Origin of the sequence: Citrobacter sedlakii NBRC 105722 (assembly GCF_000759835.1) — a bacterium.
Lineage (GTDB): Bacteria > Pseudomonadota > Gammaproteobacteria > Enterobacterales > Enterobacteriaceae > Citrobacter_A > Citrobacter_A sedlakii.
Window position 1 is genome coordinate 48,935 of sequence record NZ_BBNB01000002.1, and the last position, 18,338, is coordinate 67,272.

The window sequence follows — 18,338 nt, forward strand, 5'->3', positions numbered from 1 at the left end:
TTCGCTCCTTAAACCGTCAACACCACGCAGCTGTCGGCATCCCAGCACAAACGAACCTCATCGCCCCACGTCGGCAACCCTTTGCGGTAGCGATGGGCGTTCTGAAGCTGAGCGCTGATCATCTGCCCGCTTTTTAAGCGAACGTGGTAAATGGAGAGATCGCCGAGATAAGCGATATGCACCACTTCTCCCACGGCGAAGTTAACGCCATCGGCAGGCGGTTCTTCGCACAGCATGATTTTTTCCGGGCGCAACGCCACATGCACCGGCACGTTGTCCACCACCGAAGCATCGGGATCCACCTTCAGCGGATGCACCAGCCCCGGCGAATCCAGCACCAGGCCATCGTCCTGCCGCGCTTTCAGCACCCCTTCAAACACGTTAACCGAACCGATGAATTCCGCGCTGTAACGGGTGGTCGGATGCTCATAGATCTCCTCTGGCTCACCGATCTGGACAAACTTGCCGCGATTCATAATGGCAATGCGCCCGGCCATGGTCATCGCTTCTTCCTGATCGTGGGTGACCATGACGCAGGTCGCGCCGACGCGCTCGAGAATATCCACCACCTCGAGCTGCATCCGGTCGCGCAATTTTTTGTCCAGCGCCCCCATCGGCTCGTCGAGCAGCAATAATTTAGGCCGTTTTGCCAGGCTTCGCGCCAGCGCCACGCGTTGACGCTGGCCACCGGAAAGCTGATGTGGCTTACGTCTGGCGAACTCCTGCATATGGACCAGCCCCAGCATCTCTTCAACACGGCTGGCGATTTCCGCTTTCGGCAGTTTGTCCTGCTTCAGGCCAAAAGCGATATTCTGCTCGACGGTCATATGGGGAAACAGCGCATAGGACTGAAACATCATATTGACAGGGCGCAGATAGGGCGGGACGTGGGCAAGATCGACGCCGTCCAGCACAATGTGTCCGGCGGTAGGTTGTTCAAAACCTGCCAGCATACGCAGCAGCGTGGATTTCCCGCAGCCCGACGCCCCCAGCAGCGCGAAAATTTCACCTTTGTAGATAGTCAGGCTGACATCGTCTACCGCATGCTGGCCGTCAAAGGATTTTGTCAGGTTACGGATTTCCAGCAGCGGCGTCAGCGCCTTACGGGGTTTCGCCTGCGGGCGAGGTATCGCATCATTCACGGGGTGCTCTCCGGCGTAAATCAAAAATCGTGCAGGCGCCCCCTTTCGGTGCGCCTGATGCCGGGCACGCAATGCGCCACCCGGCCTGTCTCAGACTGACGAAAGGTTACTTACCGCTTTTCACTTTGGTCCATGCGCGGGTACGCACGCGATCGATTTTCGGTTCCTGTACCTTCAGCGTGAACATTTTCGCGCGCACATCAGCGGGCGGATAAATTCCCGGGTTGTCACGCACTTCCGCGCTCACCAGCTTCGTCGCCTCTTTGTTGGCGTTGGCATAAAACACGTGATCGGAGATATGGGCAATGACGTCCGGGCGCAGCAGGTAGTTCAGGAACTGATAGGCTTCCTCTTTGTTTTTGGCGTCGGCGGGCATGGCGAAGACATCAAAGAAGGCCATTGCCCCCTCTTTCGGGATCGAGAAGGAGATATTGACGCCATTCTTCGCCTCTTTCGCACGATTCGCCGCCTGCCAGACATCGCCTGCCCAGCCAATAGCCACGCAGGTATCGCCGTTCGCCAGATCGTTAATGTATTGCGAAGAGTGGAAATAGCGGATATTCGGGCGCAGTTTGAGCAGCAGATCGGTTGCCGGCCCCGTGTAGTCCTTCGCGTCGGTGCTGTTCGGATCTTTACCCAGATAGTTCAGCACGGTCGCAAACACCTCTTCCGGCGCATCGAGGAAAGAGACGCCGCAGCTTTTTAACTTTTCGAGGTTTTCCGGCTTAAGCACCAGATCCCAGCTGTCCACCGGGGCATCGGCGCCGAGCGCCGCTTTCACTTTCTCGACGTTATAGCCAATGCCGGTCGTCGCCCACATATATGGCATAGCGTATTTGTTTTCCGGATCGTGTTTGGCAACCAGCTTAAGCAGCTCAGGGTCAAGATTTTTCCAGTCCGGCAGCTTGCTCTTATCCAGCGGCTGAAAAACGCCCGCCGTCAGCTGGCGCTCAAGGAAACTGGCGGACGGCACCACCAGGTCAAAGCCGGTGCTGCCTGCCATCAGTTTGCCTTCCAGCACTTCGTTGGAGTCAAACACGTCGTAGACCACTTTGATCCCGGTCTCTTTTTCAAAATTCGCTACCGTATCCGGCGCGATATAATCAGACCAGTTATAAATATGGAGCGTTTTTTGTTCCGCTGCGAGCGTGCCGGCAGAGACGGCCATCAGAGCGCCCGCAACCAGACCCGATAGCCATTTTTTATTTAAGGCGGTCATAATCTCTTTCCTTATGCAAGTTCGTTAACATACGAACCTAAAAATTTGCACTCAAAGCTATGCAAGAATCGTGCATACTTTGTCATCCGGCACACTCAGGAAAGAACGGACGCTCTCCTGGCCGTTATTGCTCGCTGTTACAGCGCATCGCAAGAATAACTTTAGCCAGGTTTTCAGGCCATAGCCCAGATTAAAAAACGCCTTTTATCAATTTTTTATGCAATTTATGTCTATGTGATAAAGCGAATTGGCGGGAAAGGAGGTGAATAATTCTTTAAAGAAAGGTTAAAAGCAGCATAAAAGCGGGTAATACGCAGCCGCACTGGCAGCGACTGCGCTCTGCACGTGATTCCCTGAAGGGATATCAATGCAGAAAATGGATTTCGCCGTTGCTTTTTTGCGCGTCCTCTTCGGCGGTGTAGAGCATCTGGTGCGCCCCCGCTTCAAGAATGACCATCGAAATCTGCTCCTCGCTCTGACGCACGAACCATTCAAACTGCTCGTAGGTGATGCCGCGCATAACGGATAAAGACTGGCAAACCACCAGCTTTGGCAGATTATCGTCCTGCATATCGAGAAACGCTTTAACCGTGAGAGAGCTGGCGTTGATCGCCGACAAATCCGCCGCCAGCGGCAACAGCGCAGACGGTCTGACTTCCGCCATAGCGGAAAACAGCAACGTGTTATCAACCAGGTCTAATTTGGCGTCGTAAATGCCGTCGAAGTTTTGCATATGCGGTAAGTGCAGCGCCTGACAGGTATCACATTCAAAAAAGCTCATGCCCAGGTCGTCGAGCCATTGTCGCAACGTATCCAGATCGGGAACGACCAGTGATGTCATAATAATGTGCTACCTCTTACGAAAAAAAATACCGGCACAGCTTACGCAAAAAGCGCGCGTCACGCTACGATCATCAGCGATATTCAGATCAGCCACCCGTTTTCAGACAAAAACCCGGCGTCGCGTGGCGTTCGATCCACTGGATCATTCGCCCGGCGATATCGACACCGGTCGTTTTTTCAATGCCTTCCAGACCTGGCGACGCGTTGACCTCCATCACCAGCGGACCACGTTCAGCACGTAAAATATCCACCCCTGCGACATCAAGCCCCAGCGTTTGCGCCGCTTTTACCGCAATCTCACGCTCCCGGGGCGTAATGTTGGCGATACAAGCCACTCCTCCACGATGCAGATTCGAGCGAAAATCGCCCTCCTTCGCCCGGCGTTCAATGGCGGCGACCACTTCGTCCCCCACTACCAGACAGCGAATATCGCGCCCTTTTGCCTCTTTAATATATTCCTGCACCAGAATGTGGGCGTTGAGTCCGCGAAAGGCGTCCACCACGCTTTCCGCCGCCTGGCGAGTTTCCGCCAGCACGACGCCGATCCCCTGGGTTCCTTCCACCAGCTTCACCACCAGCGGCGCGCCGCCGACCATATCGATGAGATCGCTGGTGTCATCCGGCGAGTGCGCAATGCCGGTAACCGGCAGGTCGATACCCTGGCGCGCCAGCAGCTGCAACGAGCGCAGTTTGTCGCGCGCGCGGGTAATCGCCACGGACTCATTGAGCGGATAGCTCCCGAGCATTTCAAACTGCCGCAGCGCCGCGGTGCCGTAAAAGGTGATCGCAGAACCTATACGCGGGATAACGGCGTCATAATGGGGAAGCCGACGCCCTTTGTAATGAACAGACGACGCCGCCGGGTTGATGTTCATATAACAGGAAAGCGGGTCGAGAATATCAACCAGATGACCGCGCTTCATTGCCGCTTCACGCAGGCGTTTACACGAATAGAGCGTTCCGTCCCGGGACAATATGGCAATCTTCACCCTGCACCTCTCTGAATAACCCGTTCAACGTCCCGCGTATCATACACAGCGGCAACATTTTTAGCGCGTAGCCCACCCCTGTTTATGCAAATATTCCAGAATGAACGGACGGTTTTCTTTGATCAGGGTGCGACGAATATGATCGCTCCAGGTATCGCGGCGGTTATTACTGCCACGGGTGAGATAATATTGCGCCAGCTGTTCGTCATAGTCGGCGAGGGCCGCGTGATCCAGCGGCTGGTAGGCATTTTCATGCACCACGATGGCGGCAGGCAGACGGGGTTTGAGATCCGGATTGTCGGCAGGCCAGCCGAGACACAGGCCAAACAGCGGCAGAACGTGTTTTGGCAAGTTCAGCAGTTCAGTCACCGCCTCAATATTATTGCGCAGACCGCCGATATACACGCCGCCCAGCCCCAGTGATTCTGCTGCGGTCAGCGCGTTTTGCGCCATCATGGCCGTATCGACGACGCCGAGCAGCAGTTGCTCCGCCAGGCCCAATTGGGCGTCGGGGCAAATTTGCAGGTGGCGGTTGAAATCGGCGCAGAAAACCCAGAATTCCGCGGCCTGGGCTACGTGCTGTTGTCCACCGGTTAACGGCACCAGCGCCTCACGCAAAGCAGCATCGGTGATACGAATAATCGATGTGCACTGCAAAAAGCTGGAACTGGACGTGGCCTGTGCGCTCGCCAGGATCGCCTCTCGCTGTTCGGGGGTTATCGCCTGGTCGGTGTAATGACGAATTGAACGATGGTGACGAAGCAGATCAATAGTTGGAGTCATGACGTTTTTCTCTGTCTGAGCGGAAAGAATCAGTGTAGACGGCACAGTGTAAAGCGTTCAGCTTTCATCTGCTTAACAGATATAGCTTAAAGATATTAGAGTAAAAGGCGCAACCTACTGTTCAAGCTGAACGAATCACGGCATCATAACCGCCATTCGCCGTCAGGCTCAGAGTTGAAGGAGAAACATATGTTTACCGTAATTTTTGGTCGCCCAGGTTGCCCATACTGCGTACGTGCGAAAGAGTTGGCAGAAAAACTGAGCAATGAGCGCGAAGATTTTAACTATCGCTACATCGACATTCACGCTGAAGGCATCACCAAAGCGGATCTGGAAAAAACGGTCGGTAAACCGGTGGAAACCGTACCGCAGATTTTCGTCGATCAGAAACACATCGGCGGCTGCACTGATTTCGAAGCCTGGGCAAAAGAGAATCTGAACCTGTTCGCCTGACAGGTTTGCCCGCGCGGATCCATGTCAAACGCCCTCATCCGAGGGCGTTACTGTTTTTTACGCTGACGCGGCCTGAACAGGCTGCTGATGAATAAGAAGCATAAGGCGCCCAGCGCGCACCAGAACACGGCGCTGAATAACCACGCCAACTCCTGCCAAAGCGAACGGGTGGGGGTAAAAAAGAGGCGCATAAGCACCAGACAACAAGGCGCTGCAAGCATCGCACCGAGCAGAGGTTTGATCACCTCCCGACGATGAGAGCAAAAACTGGCAACAGCACCTGGTAGCGTAAAAAACAACAGCCCAATTTCAGGATGCCCGGCTGCCCGAAATGCCCCCTTCATGTTCATCGTCAGAAACACGCAGACGACCACAAAGAGCACAAAACAGCAGACCGCGCCTGCCCAACCTTGTTTATGTTTCAATCGTTTCTCCTGACACTGTCTCTATCGAACACACTTTTCGCCAGTGGCGTCCAGTCAGATAAAGCCGATCAGCAATCCATGCCAAATTACGCCCATACGATTCTTATAGCCGTTGATACGTAATGAGATTAAACTAGCCAAATATATTGTTGTGCTGCTTATATTTGGGCGACGAATATGACACTGCCGCCCTTATTAGATAGCAAAAACAGTAGCGTAAATTATCATTTCTTTCAACAGCTTACTGGTAAACAAGAAGTTAGCCTCCGTGAATATAAACGTCGCCGATTTGTTAAATGGGAATTACATCCTGTTATTATTTGTCGTACTGGCGCTTGGCCTGTGTCTCGGTAAATTGCGCCTGGGTTCCGTCCAACTGGGTAATTCCATTGGCGTTTTAGTGGTCTCTCTATTATTAGGGCAGCAGCATTTCAGCATTAACACCGATGCCCTGAACCTGGGTTTCATGCTGTTTATTTTCTGCGTCGGCGTTGAGGCGGGGCCTAACTTTTTTTCCATTTTTTTTCGCGACGGGAAAAACTACCTGATGCTGGCCCTGGTGATGGTCGGCAGCGCGCTGCTGATCGCCTTAGGGCTGGGTAAGCTGTTTGGCTGGGATATCGGCCTGACGGCGGGTATGCTGGCTGGCTCAATGACCTCCACCCCCGTGCTGGTCGGCGCGGGCGATACGCTGCGGCATTTCGGCATGGAGAGCGCAGAGCTGTCCCGCGCGCTCGATAACCTCAGTCTGGGTTATGCGTTGACCTACCTCATCGGTCTGGTCAGTCTGATCGTCGGCGCGCGCTACCTGCCTAAACTCCAGCATCAGGATCTGCAAACCAGCGCCCAGCAGATCGCCCGTGAGCGGGGACTGGATACCGATACCAACCGCAAAGTCTACCTGCCGGTTATTCGCGCTTACCGCGTCGGCCCCGAACTGGTGGCGTGGACGGACGGGAAAAACTTGCGCGAGCTGGGCATTTATCGCCAGACCGGTTGTTATATCGAGCGTATTCGCCGTAACGGCATACTCGCCAACCCGGACGGTGACGCGGTCCTGCAAATGGGCGATGAAATCGCGCTGGTGGGCTATCCGGATGCGCACGCCCGGCTCGATCCGAGCTTTCGTAATGGGAAAGAAGTTTTTGACCGCGATCTGCTCGACATGCGTATTGTCACCGAAGAAATTGTCGTGAAAAACCACAATGCCGTCGGTCGTCGCCTCGCTCAGTTGAAGCTCACCGACCATGGCTGCTTCCTTAACCGCGTGATCCGTTCGCAAATTGAAATGCCGATTGACGACAACGTGGTGCTTAACAAAGGGGATGTTTTGCAGGTTAGCGGCGATGCCCGTCGCGTAAAAACGATTGCCGATCGCATTGGCTTTATCTCCATTCATAGCCAGGTAACCGATCTGCTCGCCTTCTGCGCATTTTTTATTATTGGTCTGATGATCGGCATGATCACCTTCCAGTTCAGTAATTTTAGCTTTGGCATCGGTAACGCGGCCGGTCTGCTGTTCGCCGGGATCATGCTTGGCTTTCTTCGCGCCAACCATCCCACATTCGGCTATATCCCACAGGGCGCGCTGAATATGGTGAAAGAGTTCGGTCTGATGGTCTTCATGGCCGGCGTGGGCCTGAGCGCGGGTAGCGGTATCGGCAACGGTCTGGGAGCGATTGGCGGTCAGATGCTGGTAGCCGGGCTTATCGTCAGCCTGGTCCCGGTCATCATTTGCTTCCTGTTTGGCGCCTATGTCCTGCGCATGAACCGTGCGCTACTGTTTGGCGCGATGATGGGCGCACGTACCTGCGCGCCAGCAATGGAAATCATCAGCGATACCGCACGCAGTAACATTCCGGCGCTGGGCTACGCGGGCACCTATGCTATCGCGAACGTACTGCTCACACTGGCGGGGACGCTTATCATCATTATCTGGCCTGGCTTAGGATAAAACTGAAGTTACGCCTTAAGTGAAAATTTTTTGCAAATGCGCAGAACTTTTCTTAAAGGCGTCAGTCATAACTAGTGCCACTGCTTTTCTTTGATGTCCCCAATTTGTGGAGCCCATCAACCCCGCCGTTTCGGTTCAAGGTTGATGGGTTTTTTGTTGCCTGGGATGTTGTTGTCTTCAAATCAATGAACGTTGTTCACTTTCTTTCTATGGGTGACGGCAGCAAGACCGGTGAAGAAAACAGGCTGGCGATAGAATGCATGAACACCCGATCGTTTTCCTGACCGCCCCTCCCGTGTCTGACCCCATCTGCGTACCCGCCGCTCGCAGCATCCAACCTATAAACCCTATTGTTTTTTTGCCATGTTCCGCCCGTTTTTCTGGCCCACACCGATGACAGAACCAGGACAGATAAAATTTGTGAAAAGGTGCATAACCCCGCTCCGCTGCATATCCATATGAAATAATTGCAACAGCTAATCAATTCATAAGCTCTTGAAAATTATGCTCTGGATGGTACAAATTGATTGAAGGATAAAAACAACCCTCTGGAGATTTTATGAGTTCTGTTAGTTCTGCCCCTCTTAACATATTCAATGCCGAATTTTTAAGCTCACCTGCGGCAACAGCCGCTGCATGGATTTCTATCATCGGCGCAGTCATTCTTATATGCAAATTAATAGGTGCACTTTTTCAATACAGAAAATCACATAACGAGATATTAAAAAAATCTGGTGTCCCCGCATTTATACTAAACGTATTCTTTATAACCATCCCCTTAAAAAATTTACCTGCCCCTGGTTGGCCAGAGAAAATAATCACAATCGCGTTTTCATTTATTTTCATACTTGCAGTTTACTTTTTCATGCCTGCACTTATTCAAACTTATAAGACCCCACCCGATACGGCATTACTTTACTGGAAAAAAACTGGCGAAGCATTTTACATATCAAAAAAAATGGCGACATCAGCGACAATATTCGCTCCTGCAAACTGGACTATTTCTGCTGATGACTGCTTACAAAAATCACCAACTAGCACCAGGCAATACAATGCACTTACGATCGAAAACAAAGAAAATTTATGCAGTCTGTTAACCACGCAAGACGGAATAAATTATATCGAAAAATCCATAAAAAAATTTAATAAAGATAAGTTTTTCATGTACTCTTTTGTTCCTCTGACAATGTTTATTTTATTATGGTTGCCATTGGGGTTTATGCTAACAATACACTATTCCAGGAAAGTCAGAAAGTACATTTTGAATGAGCAAAAAAAAGCAATCCATTGTGCCCATGGTGAATTTAAGACAGAGGGTATCTATGCTATATATCAAGAGTTAGATCGTTAGACGTTTTGCTAATACCCGACACTCTTTGCTCTGCATAATGCTTTTTTGCCTCTTGCGACTAAAGCATTTATGCAGATCCGAATGGTCACGATAACTATGGAGACCCATTTTCCGTGGAGTGGTAATAAAGTGTTTTTATAACTTAAAACTCCAGCCAGCGATCCCTTCCGACATGCTTACACTATTCCCGCTATACGCTTCACCATTAGCAGGATCTCCTCCCGCGACAGGGGCGTGCGGTCGGTCACGAAGTGCAGCGTCATCCCTTCAATAAACGCGTCCAGCGCGCGGGCAGTGCCGGGGGGAAACCACTGTTCCAGCGTACGCTGGCTGCGCTGCATCCAGTTTTGCATCACCGTTTTTAATGCCGGTTTACGGCTGGCGAAGGCGTAAAGCTGGTACATCAACGCCATGTTTTCCGGCGTGGTGACCTGCGAACTGTGGATCATCCCGGTAATAGCCAGACAGGCGCCCTGCGCGTCGCTCACGTCGGCAAAGAAGGCCTGATACTGCTCAGACATGGTATCGGTAAACTGACTCAATGCCTCAGTGAGCAGCTCATCGATACCCGAAAAATAGTAGGTTAACGATCCCAGCGGAACACCGGCAATCGCCGCGATTTTGCGATGCGTGACGGCGTGAATGCCGTGCTCTTTTACCGCCTCAAGCGTGGCCGTAATAATTTTCTCTCGCCGCTGTGGGTCATTAGCACGTCGCACATTTTTTCCTCAGAACGGGTTTATGTACAAATGTACACTTTATTGCTAATGTTGTCTCCTGTCCTTCATTAACGATGTGAACTTAATGACTGCCCTTTCCTCACGTAAAGCCCTGCAACGCCGAACCTGGGCGCTGTTTATGTTCTTCTTTTTGCCCGGCCTGCTGATGGCTTCCTGGGCGACGCGTACGCCAGCGATTCGCGACACGCTCTCCGTCTCAACGGCGGAAATGGGCGCCGTCCTGTTTGGTTTGTCCATTGGTTCAATGAGCGGCATCCTTTGTTCGGCCTGGCTGGTGAAACGATTTGGCACCCGCAACGTGATCCGCACCACTATGTCCTGCGCGGTGTTGGGGATGTTAGTGCTGTGTCTCGCGTTAGGGCTCGCCTCGCCGCTGCTGTTTGCGCTGGGATTAGGCGTGTTCGGCGCCAGTTTTGGATCGGCGGAAGTGGCGATTAACATCGAAGGCGCGGCGGTTGAACGTGAGATGAATAAGACCGTGTTGCCAATGATGCACGGGTTTTACAGCCTTGGAACGCTGGCTGGCGCAGGCGTGGGGATGTTTTTAACCGCTTTTGGCGTGGCGGCGACCACGCACATATTACTGGCCTCTCTGGTGGCCATCGCCCCGATTTTTATTGCTATCCGGGCAATTCCGGACGGCACGGGCAAAAACGCCAGCGACGGTTCAACGCCTCAGGAAAAAGGTGTTCCCTTTTGGCGTGATATGCAACTGCTGCTTATCGGCGTCGTGGTGCTGGCAATGGCCTTTGCCGAAGGTTCCGCGAATGACTGGCTACCGCTGCTGATGGTTGACGGCCACGGCTTCAGTCCGACGTCCGGCTCGTTGATTTACGCTGGCTTTACCCTCGGTATGACCGTTGGACGCTTTGCCGGCGGCTGGTTTATCGATCGCTACAGTCGCGTGGCGGTTGTTCGTGCCAGCGCGCTGATGGGCGCGCTCGGCATCGGGCTGATCATTTTTGTCGACAGCGCCTGGGTGGCGGGCGTTTCGGTCATATTGTGGGGACTCGGCGCATCGCTGGGCTTCCCGTTGACCATCTCTGCCGCCAGCGATACGGGTCCGGACGCGCCAACCCGCGTCAGCGTTGTGGCAACGACGGGTTATCTGGCGTTCCTGGTTGGACCGCCGCTGTTAGGCTATCTCGGTGAGCACTACGGACTGCGCAGCGCCATGCTGGTGGTGCTGGCGCTGGTGCTACTGGCGGCAATCGTGGCGAGAGCGGTCGCCAAACCGGAATCAACAACGCAAACTGCGACGGAGAAGGGATAAATGGCTATTAAGTTAATTGCTGTGGATATGGACGGCACCTTTCTGAGCGATCGGAAAACCTATAACCGCGAACGCTTTCTGAGGCAGTACGCGCAGATGAAAGCACGAGGGATTCGTTTCGTGGTCGCCAGCGGTAACCAGTATTACCAGCTTATCTCTTTCTTTCCAGAGATAGCCAATGAGATTGCCTTCGTCGCGGAAAATGGCGGCTGGGTGGTCAGTGAAGGTGAAGATGTTTTTAATGGCGAACTGCCGAAAGCGGCGTTTAGCGCCATCGTTGATCATCTGCTGACCCGGCGCGATGTCGACATTATCGCCTGCGGAAAAAGCAGCGCCTATACCCTGAAAACCTATAGCGATGCGATGAAAACGATGGCAGGTATGTACTATCACCGACTCGAATTCGTTGACAGCTTCGACAATATTAACGATGTGTTTTTCAAATTCGGCCTGAATATTTCAGATGACAAAATCCCGCAGGTCCAGCGCGCGTTGCATGAGGCTATCGGCGATATCATGGTGCCGGTACACACCGGCTACGGCAGTATCGATTTGATCATCCCGGGCGTACACAAAGCCAACGGTTTGCGGTTGCTACAGCAGCGCTGGGGCATTGACGACAGCGAAGTGGTGGCCTTCGGCGATGGCGGTAATGATATTGAAATGCTGCGCCAGGCAGGCTTTAGCTTTGCGATGGAACATGCGGGGAAAGGGGTGGCCGCCGCGGCGAAATACCGCGCGGGTTCGAATAACGAGGAAGGTGTGCTGGATATTATTGATAAGGTGTTAAACAACGAAGCGCCGTTTCATTAAGATCTGATGAAAGCCTGATGGCAACGCTTTGCGTCTTACAGCCTGTCAATTTTTGCTTTCCAGGCCAGCGCAACGCCATCAGGCATCATGGCGTTATCCTTCCCGGGTGTTCCCGACCCGTTTATCTTTCAGGAAGATTGCCATCAGCAGCAGCCACAGAATACCGTTAGTGAGGTTAAACAGGCTGAACAATCCGTTTCCACCGCTCAGATAAGCATATTTGCTGACCTCTATGCCGACGGTGAAAATGAGCATTTGCAACATCCCCATCGCCGCGGAAACAGTGCCCTTGCTCATGTCGCTGGCAAACAGGGTCAAACGTACCAGCCCGGCATTCGCCAGACCAATACCAAACGCATAGACGCTCAGCCCGGCGGTCATCCACAGATAAGCATGGGATGAAACCACCGTTGCCGCCGCGGCAAGAATTAGCCCCAGCACAATCGGCCAGCCGCCCATGATAATCAGCGAACGCACCGTGCGGCGGGAAGTCAGACGCGCCAGCACCAGATTTCCGGCAATCAAAGCGCCGAAAATCGGCACCTGCAGCAGGCCATATTGATAGCTGCTGAGCTGTTCACCGCTGATAATGATAATCGGCGACTGCGCAATCCAGGCCAGCAGCGGCAAACTGACAAATCCGAGCGCCAGCGCGCCAGCGACAAAGCGCCCGTTCTTCATGACCTGCTGGTAATCACGTCCGAGCGCCTTTAACGAAAGCGGCTCGCCGATGCGCGTCGCCGTTTCAGGCATCGCCCGTTGCAGGCCAAAAAACGCCATCGCCGCCAGTACGGCAAACAGCACAAACATCCCTTCCCACGGCAAAACGTGCACCCAGGCCGCGCCCACCAGCGGACCTAATAGCGGCGCGATCAGCGCGACGTTGGCCATTAACGCGGTTATCTTGATACACACCGCTTCCTCAAACGACTCCTGTATCGCCGCATAACCTACCGCACCAATGAAACATAAACTGATGCCCTGCAAAAAACGCAGCAGGGTGAACTGTTCGATCGTTTGCGCCAGCAGCGTGGCGAGGCAGGTGACAATAAACCATACCACGCCAGCTAACATGACCGGCCGACGGCCAATACGGTCCGACAGCGGCCCTAACAACCACTGCAGAAACATGCCGCCCGCCAGGTAGGCGGTCATGGATGTCGGTACCCAGTCAATCCCCGCCTGATACTGCGCCACCACCGCCAGCATGCCGGGTTGGATCATATCGTTACCGATATAGGTCGAGAATTCGTAGAGCACCAGACAGAGGGGGAAAAGCAGCGCCTGACGTCCAAGCCGGGCACCTTGTTGTAAACGGTTTTGCATGCAATCTCATCGCCAGTTAAAAATCGCGCAAAGTGTAATGAAACTGCGCCACCGGAGATAGTGAATTATGCGCAGCGAAAGTAAATTGCGCACATTTTTACCGTCTCATCTCTACCGCCACCGTTGGTTTAAGGTCAGTCTACGTTAGCGGCTTTATCATGAGCGATTAACAGGCGTTAATGTCTTAAAAACACCTCATTTAACAGGTGAATAGGACAATGCCGCTTTACCCGTGGGATCGCCAATTTTATTCTCGTTCCTGCACAGGTTATTACGTCAACGCACTGAGTCTGGAAGTTATGCTGGAAAATATAAACTATTGGTTGTTCTCGTTAATTAACGCTACGCCGGACTCGGCGTCCTGGATGATTTCCCTCGCTATCTTTATCGCAAAAGATCTGATCGGTATCGTGCCCCTTGCCGCCGTAGCGCTCTGGCTTTGGGGGCCGCGCGGCCAGGTTTGCGCCCAGCGCCAACTGATTGTCAAAATGACGCTGGCGCTGGCGGTAAGCCTGTTGGTCTCTTGGCTGATGGGGCACCTATTCCCCCACGAGCGCCCGTTTGCGGAAGGCGTGGGCTACCACTATCTTCCCCATGCGGCGGACGACTCTTATCCAAGCGATCACGGAACGGTCATTTTTACCTTTGCGCTGGCGTTTCTTTTCTGGCATCGCCTGTGGTCCGGCATCATCCTGATGGCGCTGGCGCTCACCATCGCCTGGTCCCGCATTTATCTCGGCGTTCACTGGCCGCTTGATATGCTCGGCGGACTGCTGGCGGGGATGATTGGCTGTCTGAACGCGCAGATGATCTGGCAAAAATACGGCGCGGCTGTGTATCGCGGGCTGCAAAATGCCTATCGGTTCTGCTTTGCCCTGCCCATTCGCAAAGGCTGGGTGCGTGACTAAACCGGGGGAAAAAGAGTAATATTAAGCACTCTGCTATCAGCAGCGTGCTTATTTATTCGTCCAGGGGAATTATGGAAACTCGTCGCGATGAGCGTATTGGTCAACTGCTGCAGGCACTGAAACGCAGCGATAAACTTCATCTCAAGGAAGCCGCGACCCTGCTGGGCGTTTCTGAAATGACAATTCGTCGCGACCTGAATAGCCGTAGCGCGCCGGTCGTGCTGCTGGGCGGCTATATTGTGCTGGAGCCCCGCAGCGCCAGCCATTACCTGTTAAGCGATCAAAAGTCTCGCCTGGTCGAAGAAAAGCGGCGTGCGGCGCACCTGGCGGCAGAGCTGGTGCAGCCTCATCAAACGCTGTTTTTTGACTGCGGCACCACCACGCCGTGGATCATCGAAGCGATCGATAACGACACACCGTTCACTGCGGTCTGTTATTCACTGAATACCTTTCTCGCGCTGCAGGAAAAACCGCTGTGCCGCGCCATTCTTTGCGGCGGTGAATTTCATGCCAGCAACGCCATTTTCAAGCCGCTTGACGCGCAGGAAACGTTGAACAATATCTGTCCGGACATTGCCTTTTATTCCGCCGCAGGGGTACATATCAGCAAAGGCGCGACCTGTTTTAACCTGGAAGAATTACCGGTGAAGCACTGGGCGATGTCGATGGCGCAGCGTCATGTCCTGGTGGTGGATCACAGTAAATTCGGCAAAGTGCGCCCGGCGCGAATGGGCGATCTGAAACGCTTTGACGCAATAGTCAGCGACCGCTGTCCCGACGATGAATTTATCCACTTCGCCAAAGCGCAGCGGATTAAGGTGATGTACTAAATCAGGCCGGAGACGGCGTTTCTCCGGCCTTCTGGCGTCTTAAGAGAACCAACTGCCAAACCACTGGTGGAACTTCATCATCACGAAATCCCACATCCGGCTAAAGAAGCCGCCCTCTTCGACGTTTTCCATGACCATCAACGGACGTTGTTCAACGGATTTCCCGTTAAGCTGGAAGTCGATGGTGCCGACAACCTGACCTTTTTTCAGTGGCGCGGTGAGCTGCGGTTCATTCAGGGTAAAGCTGGCCTTCAGGTTTTTCAGCTGTCCGCGCGGGATGGTCACCGACCCGGCTTCACCAGCGCCCAGGTTGACTTCACTCTTGTCGCCAAACCAGACGCGCTGGGTGACGAAAGTGGCGTCTGGTTTGATCGGCGTCACGGTCTCAAAGAAGCGGAAGCCCCAGGTCAACAGTTTTTCCGATTCGTTAAAGCGGATGCGATCGGTTTTGGTCCCCAACACCACCGAGATCAGGCGCATATCGCCCTGGGTTGCCGATGCCACCAGGTTATACCCCGCGCCCGCCGTGGTACCTGTTTTCATACCATCAACGTTGAGACTGGAACTCCACAGCAGACGGTTACGGTTAGGCTGGCGGATGTTATTAAAGGTAAACTCTTTTTCTTTATGGATGGCGTACTCTTCCGGCACATCGTGGATCAACGCTTTGCCAAGCAGCGCCATGTCGCGCGCGGTACTGAACTGGCCCGGCGCATCCAGGCCGTGAACTGTCTGGAACGTGGTGTTGGTCAGCCCCAACTTTTTCGCATAAGCATTCATCAGACCGATAAACGACTCCTGGCTGCCGGCGACATAGTCCGCCAGGGCAATACAGGCGTCGTTGCCGGACTGGATGATCACCCCTTTATTCAGGTCAGATACCGCCACCTGATCGCCAGGCTTAAGAAACATGACCGACGAGCCGCGCAGCGCCGGATTGCCGGTCGCCCAGGCGTCTTTACCAATGGTCACCATATCGGTCAACTTAATCTTGCCCGCTTTCAGCGCCTGCCCGACAACGTAGCTGGTCATGATTTTCGTCAGGCTCGCCGGGTCCAGCTTCTCGTCAGCGTTGCCTTCCGCCAGCACTTTACCACTGGCGTAATCCATTAAAATCCACGCGCGCGCATCCACGGCAGGCGCGGCAATGGTCTGTTCCGCCGCCATTGCGGTTGGCGCGAAAAGGAATAACAGGGCTGAACCCGCTGCGATATTACGGAGGGAAAAAGATAAATACGTCATAAATGCCACCCGAGTATCCATTCAAAAAAATATACGTCATACCACCGTATAATAAGTGCGGTGAGTAATAACGCACTAAGAAGCGTAAGGGAACCGTAAGTTGGTAAAGTTTTTAAAGTTTATGCAATAACGCCCCGTCACGCTGCAACCGGGGCGTTTTTTTTGCAGACTGTTGCGTAAATGTTAGGTTTATCTCACCATGGAAGACGAACGCAGCCCGGAGGCTGTCCATTTTGTGAGGGGTAATTATGATTACGCTGTGGGGTCGCAATAACTCAACCAACGTCAAGAAAGTGTTATGGACGCTCGAAGAACTGGAATTACCGTTTAGCCATATCCTGGCGGGAGGCCAGTTTGGTGTGAATCAGGATCCCGATTATCTGGCGATGAATCCGAACGGGCTGGTGCCTCTGTTGCGTGACGATGAAACGGATCTTGTGCTTTGGGAATCCAACGCAATCGTGCGTTATCTGGCGGCGCAGTATGGACAGAAACGCCTGTGGGTCGATGCGCCTGCGCGCCGCGCTGAGGGTGAAAAATGGATGGACTGGGCGAACCAGACGCTCAGCCCGGCGCATCGCGTGGTGCTGATGGGTCTGGTGCGTACCCCACCGGAGCAGCGCGACCAGGCCGTAATTGATGCCGGCGCCAAACGCTGTGATGAGCTGTTTGCGATTCTTGATGCAGAACTGGCGAATCACACCTGGTTTTCGGGAAATGCGTTCGGCCTGGGCGACATCGCCATCGCGCCGTTCGTCTATAACCTGTTTAACGTCGGCCTGACCTGGACCCCGCGCCCGCACCTCGAACGCTGGTATCAGCAGCTTGCCGAACGCCCGGCGTTTCGTAAAACGGTGATGATCCCGGTGAGTTAATGCGCGCAATCAGGCCGGTTAAGATTCTTTTCGCCCCGGCCCTTTTCCGGTACGCAGGCTACTGCCGCGTACCTGAAGTTTACCCACCAGCCTGCAGTGCGTCGCGTTATCATCGCCCTGACATAAATATTCCACCGCCATCTTCCCCAGCTCGTTATAGGCCAACTGAACGCTGGTAAGCTGCGGGGTGAGCTGATGTGAAATGCGCTGATCGTCATAACCGCACACCAGTATATCGTCGGGGATCTTCACGCCCATCGCCGCCAGCGCCTGATAGCAGCCCAACGTCATCCAGTCGCTGGCGCAAAAAATGGCCTCAGGCGGCTGAGGCAACTGCATCAACGCCTGGGTGGCGTGATAGGTTGCGTTCAGCGACCAGTCTGTCTGGCGAACAAGCTGTTCTTCCAGAGGAATGCCCGCGGCCCCGAGGGTCTGCTGGTAACCTTCCAGACGTAACCGACTGGCGTCCATCCATTCGTCGCCCATGATATGCGCGATACGCGTCACGCCCTGATCGAGCAAATGCTGTGTCACCTGACAGGCGTTAGCCTTATCATCCGGCAAGAAGGTAGGCAACAGAGGACGCGTCGGATCGTACTGATTCAGCAGGACCACAGGCATCTGAACGGCATGTCTGAACGGGGAAAAGTCAAAGACCCGGGTAACCGGACTGGCAAAAATAACGCCCGCGCAGTGACGCTGGGCAAGCTGTTGCAAAATATGCCGCGCCAGTTCAACGTCATCACCGTAATCATAGACGGTAAGCAGCATGTCATGCTGCCAGGCGGTGCTGCTGGCCTCGCTTAACGCGTCGACAAAGGGGTCGTAGCCCGGCATCCCGCTGACCAGCAGGGCGATTTCCTCCTGCCCTTCCTGGCGATGCGCTACCGTCAGTTTTTGATAACCCAACAGCCGCGCGGCCTGAAACACGCGCTCGCGCGTGGCCTCGCTTAAGCGAATGCTGCGGCTGTTATTCAGAACCAGCGACACGGTAGCCTGTGATACCCCCGCTTCGCGGGCAATATCACTCATGGTTATTTTATTCTTCTTTTGCATATCAACTCCTTCTGCCTCGCCAGACTATACCACACTCTCCCCGGCGTTAATTTGTGAACGCCTTTGCAGATTCCTCGCGCCGTGATTGCATCTGAAATAAAGTTAATAAAAATTAG

Annotated in this window: 18 protein-coding genes; 8 read left to right on the plus strand and 10 right to left on the minus strand. The window is 53.7% G+C overall.

The window, feature by feature from the left end; translation table 11 throughout:
* Positions 1–8: 8 nt before the first annotated feature.
* From potG to nfsA, 5 genes are all read right to left on the minus strand, one after another.
* On the minus strand, positions 9–1,142 hold the full coding sequence (potG, locus tag CSE01S_RS04595) for a putrescine ABC transporter ATP-binding subunit PotG (RefSeq protein ID WP_042284953.1): 1,134 nt from the start codon (positions 1,140–1,142) through the stop codon (positions 9–11).
* Positions 1,143–1,248: 106 nt separating this feature from the next.
* Positions 1,249–2,361 carry a spermidine/putrescine ABC transporter substrate-binding protein PotF gene (potF, locus tag CSE01S_RS04600; protein ID WP_042284956.1) on the minus strand — a complete coding sequence of 371 codons (1,113 nt, stop codon included), beginning with the start codon at positions 2,359–2,361 and terminating at the stop codon, positions 1,249–1,251.
* A gap of 364 nt (positions 2,362–2,725) precedes the next feature.
* On the minus strand, positions 2,726–3,202 hold the full coding sequence (locus tag CSE01S_RS04605) for a YbjN domain-containing protein (RefSeq protein ID WP_042284958.1): 477 nt from the start codon (positions 3,200–3,202) through the stop codon (positions 2,726–2,728).
* 88 nt (positions 3,203–3,290) lie between these two features.
* Positions 3,291–4,193, minus strand: coding sequence for a 30S ribosomal protein S6--L-glutamate ligase (gene rimK / locus CSE01S_RS04610; protein ID WP_042284962.1), 903 nt, complete (start codon positions 4,191–4,193; stop codon positions 3,291–3,293).
* 60 nt (positions 4,194–4,253) lie between these two features.
* Positions 4,254–4,976 (minus strand): nitroreductase NfsA, encoded by a 723-nt coding sequence (nfsA, locus tag CSE01S_RS04615; RefSeq protein ID WP_042284964.1) that lies wholly within the window; start codon positions 4,974–4,976, stop codon positions 4,254–4,256.
* 189 nt (positions 4,977–5,165) lie between these two features.
* Here nfsA and CSE01S_RS04620 point away from each other — a divergent pair, with 189 nt between their 5' ends.
* A complete protein-coding gene (locus tag CSE01S_RS04620; RefSeq protein ID WP_042284966.1) occupies positions 5,166–5,429 on the plus strand; it encodes a GrxA family glutaredoxin in 264 nt (87 codons plus the stop codon).
* A 47-nt stretch (positions 5,430–5,476) separates the two neighbouring features.
* Here CSE01S_RS04620 and CSE01S_RS04625 read toward each other — a convergent pair whose 3' ends face one another.
* A complete protein-coding gene (locus tag CSE01S_RS04625; RefSeq protein ID WP_042284968.1) occupies positions 5,477–5,854 on the minus strand; it encodes an inner membrane protein YbjM in 378 nt (125 codons plus the stop codon).
* Between the two features lie 268 nt (positions 5,855–6,122).
* Here CSE01S_RS04625 and CSE01S_RS04630 point away from each other — a divergent pair, with 268 nt between their 5' ends.
* Both CSE01S_RS04630 and CSE01S_RS04635 read left to right on the plus strand, forming a co-directional pair.
* Positions 6,123–7,808: an aspartate:alanine antiporter gene (locus CSE01S_RS04630; RefSeq protein WP_042284971.1), complete on the plus strand. Its 1,686-nt coding sequence runs from the start codon at positions 6,123–6,125 to the stop codon at positions 7,806–7,808.
* A gap of 559 nt (positions 7,809–8,367) precedes the next feature.
* Complete coding sequence (locus CSE01S_RS04635; protein ID WP_042284974.1) at positions 8,368–9,159, plus strand: DUF6216 family protein; 792 nt, start codon at positions 8,368–8,370, stop codon at positions 9,157–9,159.
* A gap of 176 nt (positions 9,160–9,335) precedes the next feature.
* On the opposite strand, the gene CSE01S_RS04640 is transcribed toward CSE01S_RS04635, so the two are convergent.
* A complete protein-coding gene (locus CSE01S_RS04640) occupies positions 9,336–9,878 on the minus strand; it encodes a TetR/AcrR family transcriptional regulator (protein ID WP_042284976.1) in 543 nt (180 codons plus the stop codon).
* Positions 9,879–9,963: 85 nt separating this feature from the next.
* Here CSE01S_RS04640 and CSE01S_RS04645 point away from each other — a divergent pair, with 85 nt between their 5' ends.
* Both CSE01S_RS04645 and CSE01S_RS04650 read left to right on the plus strand, forming a co-directional pair.
* A complete protein-coding gene (locus CSE01S_RS04645; protein ID WP_042284979.1) occupies positions 9,964–11,172 on the plus strand; it encodes an MFS transporter in 1,209 nt (402 codons plus the stop codon).
* Positions 11,173–11,985: a Cof-type HAD-IIB family hydrolase gene (locus CSE01S_RS04650; protein ID WP_042284982.1), complete on the plus strand. Its 813-nt coding sequence runs from the start codon at positions 11,173–11,175 to the stop codon at positions 11,983–11,985.
* A 93-nt stretch (positions 11,986–12,078) separates the two neighbouring features.
* Here CSE01S_RS04650 and CSE01S_RS04655 read toward each other — a convergent pair whose 3' ends face one another.
* On the minus strand, positions 12,079–13,311 hold the full coding sequence (locus CSE01S_RS04655) for an MFS transporter (RefSeq protein WP_042284986.1): 1,233 nt from the start codon (positions 13,309–13,311) through the stop codon (positions 12,079–12,081).
* Between the two features lie 299 nt (positions 13,312–13,610).
* On the opposite strand from CSE01S_RS04655, the gene ybjG reads away from it, so the two are divergent.
* Together ybjG and deoR are read left to right on the plus strand one after the other, a co-directional pair.
* Positions 13,611–14,219 carry an undecaprenyl-diphosphate phosphatase gene (gene ybjG / locus CSE01S_RS04660; RefSeq protein WP_042286190.1) on the plus strand — a complete coding sequence of 203 codons (609 nt, stop codon included), beginning with the start codon at positions 13,611–13,613 and terminating at the stop codon, positions 14,217–14,219.
* Positions 14,220–14,290: 71 nt separating this feature from the next.
* Positions 14,291–15,049, plus strand: coding sequence for a DNA-binding transcriptional repressor DeoR (deoR, locus tag CSE01S_RS04665; protein ID WP_042284989.1), 759 nt, complete (start codon positions 14,291–14,293; stop codon positions 15,047–15,049).
* A gap of 39 nt (positions 15,050–15,088) precedes the next feature.
* Here the strand turns inward: deoR and dacC are convergent, their stop codons facing one another.
* Positions 15,089–16,291: a serine-type D-Ala-D-Ala carboxypeptidase gene (gene dacC, locus CSE01S_RS04670; RefSeq protein ID WP_042286191.1), complete on the minus strand. Its 1,203-nt coding sequence runs from the start codon at positions 16,289–16,291 to the stop codon at positions 15,089–15,091.
* Between the two features lie 248 nt (positions 16,292–16,539).
* Between dacC and CSE01S_RS04675 the strand changes: the two genes are divergently transcribed.
* Positions 16,540–17,166, plus strand: a complete 627-nt coding sequence (locus tag CSE01S_RS04675) for a glutathione S-transferase family protein (protein WP_042284991.1) — start codon at positions 16,540–16,542, stop codon at positions 17,164–17,166.
* Positions 17,167–17,184: 18 nt separating this feature from the next.
* Here CSE01S_RS04675 and CSE01S_RS04680 read toward each other — a convergent pair whose 3' ends face one another.
* On the minus strand, positions 17,185–18,222 hold the full coding sequence (locus CSE01S_RS04680; RefSeq protein WP_042284993.1) for a LacI family DNA-binding transcriptional regulator: 1,038 nt from the start codon (positions 18,220–18,222) through the stop codon (positions 17,185–17,187).
* Between the last annotated feature and the right edge of the window lie 116 nt (positions 18,223–18,338).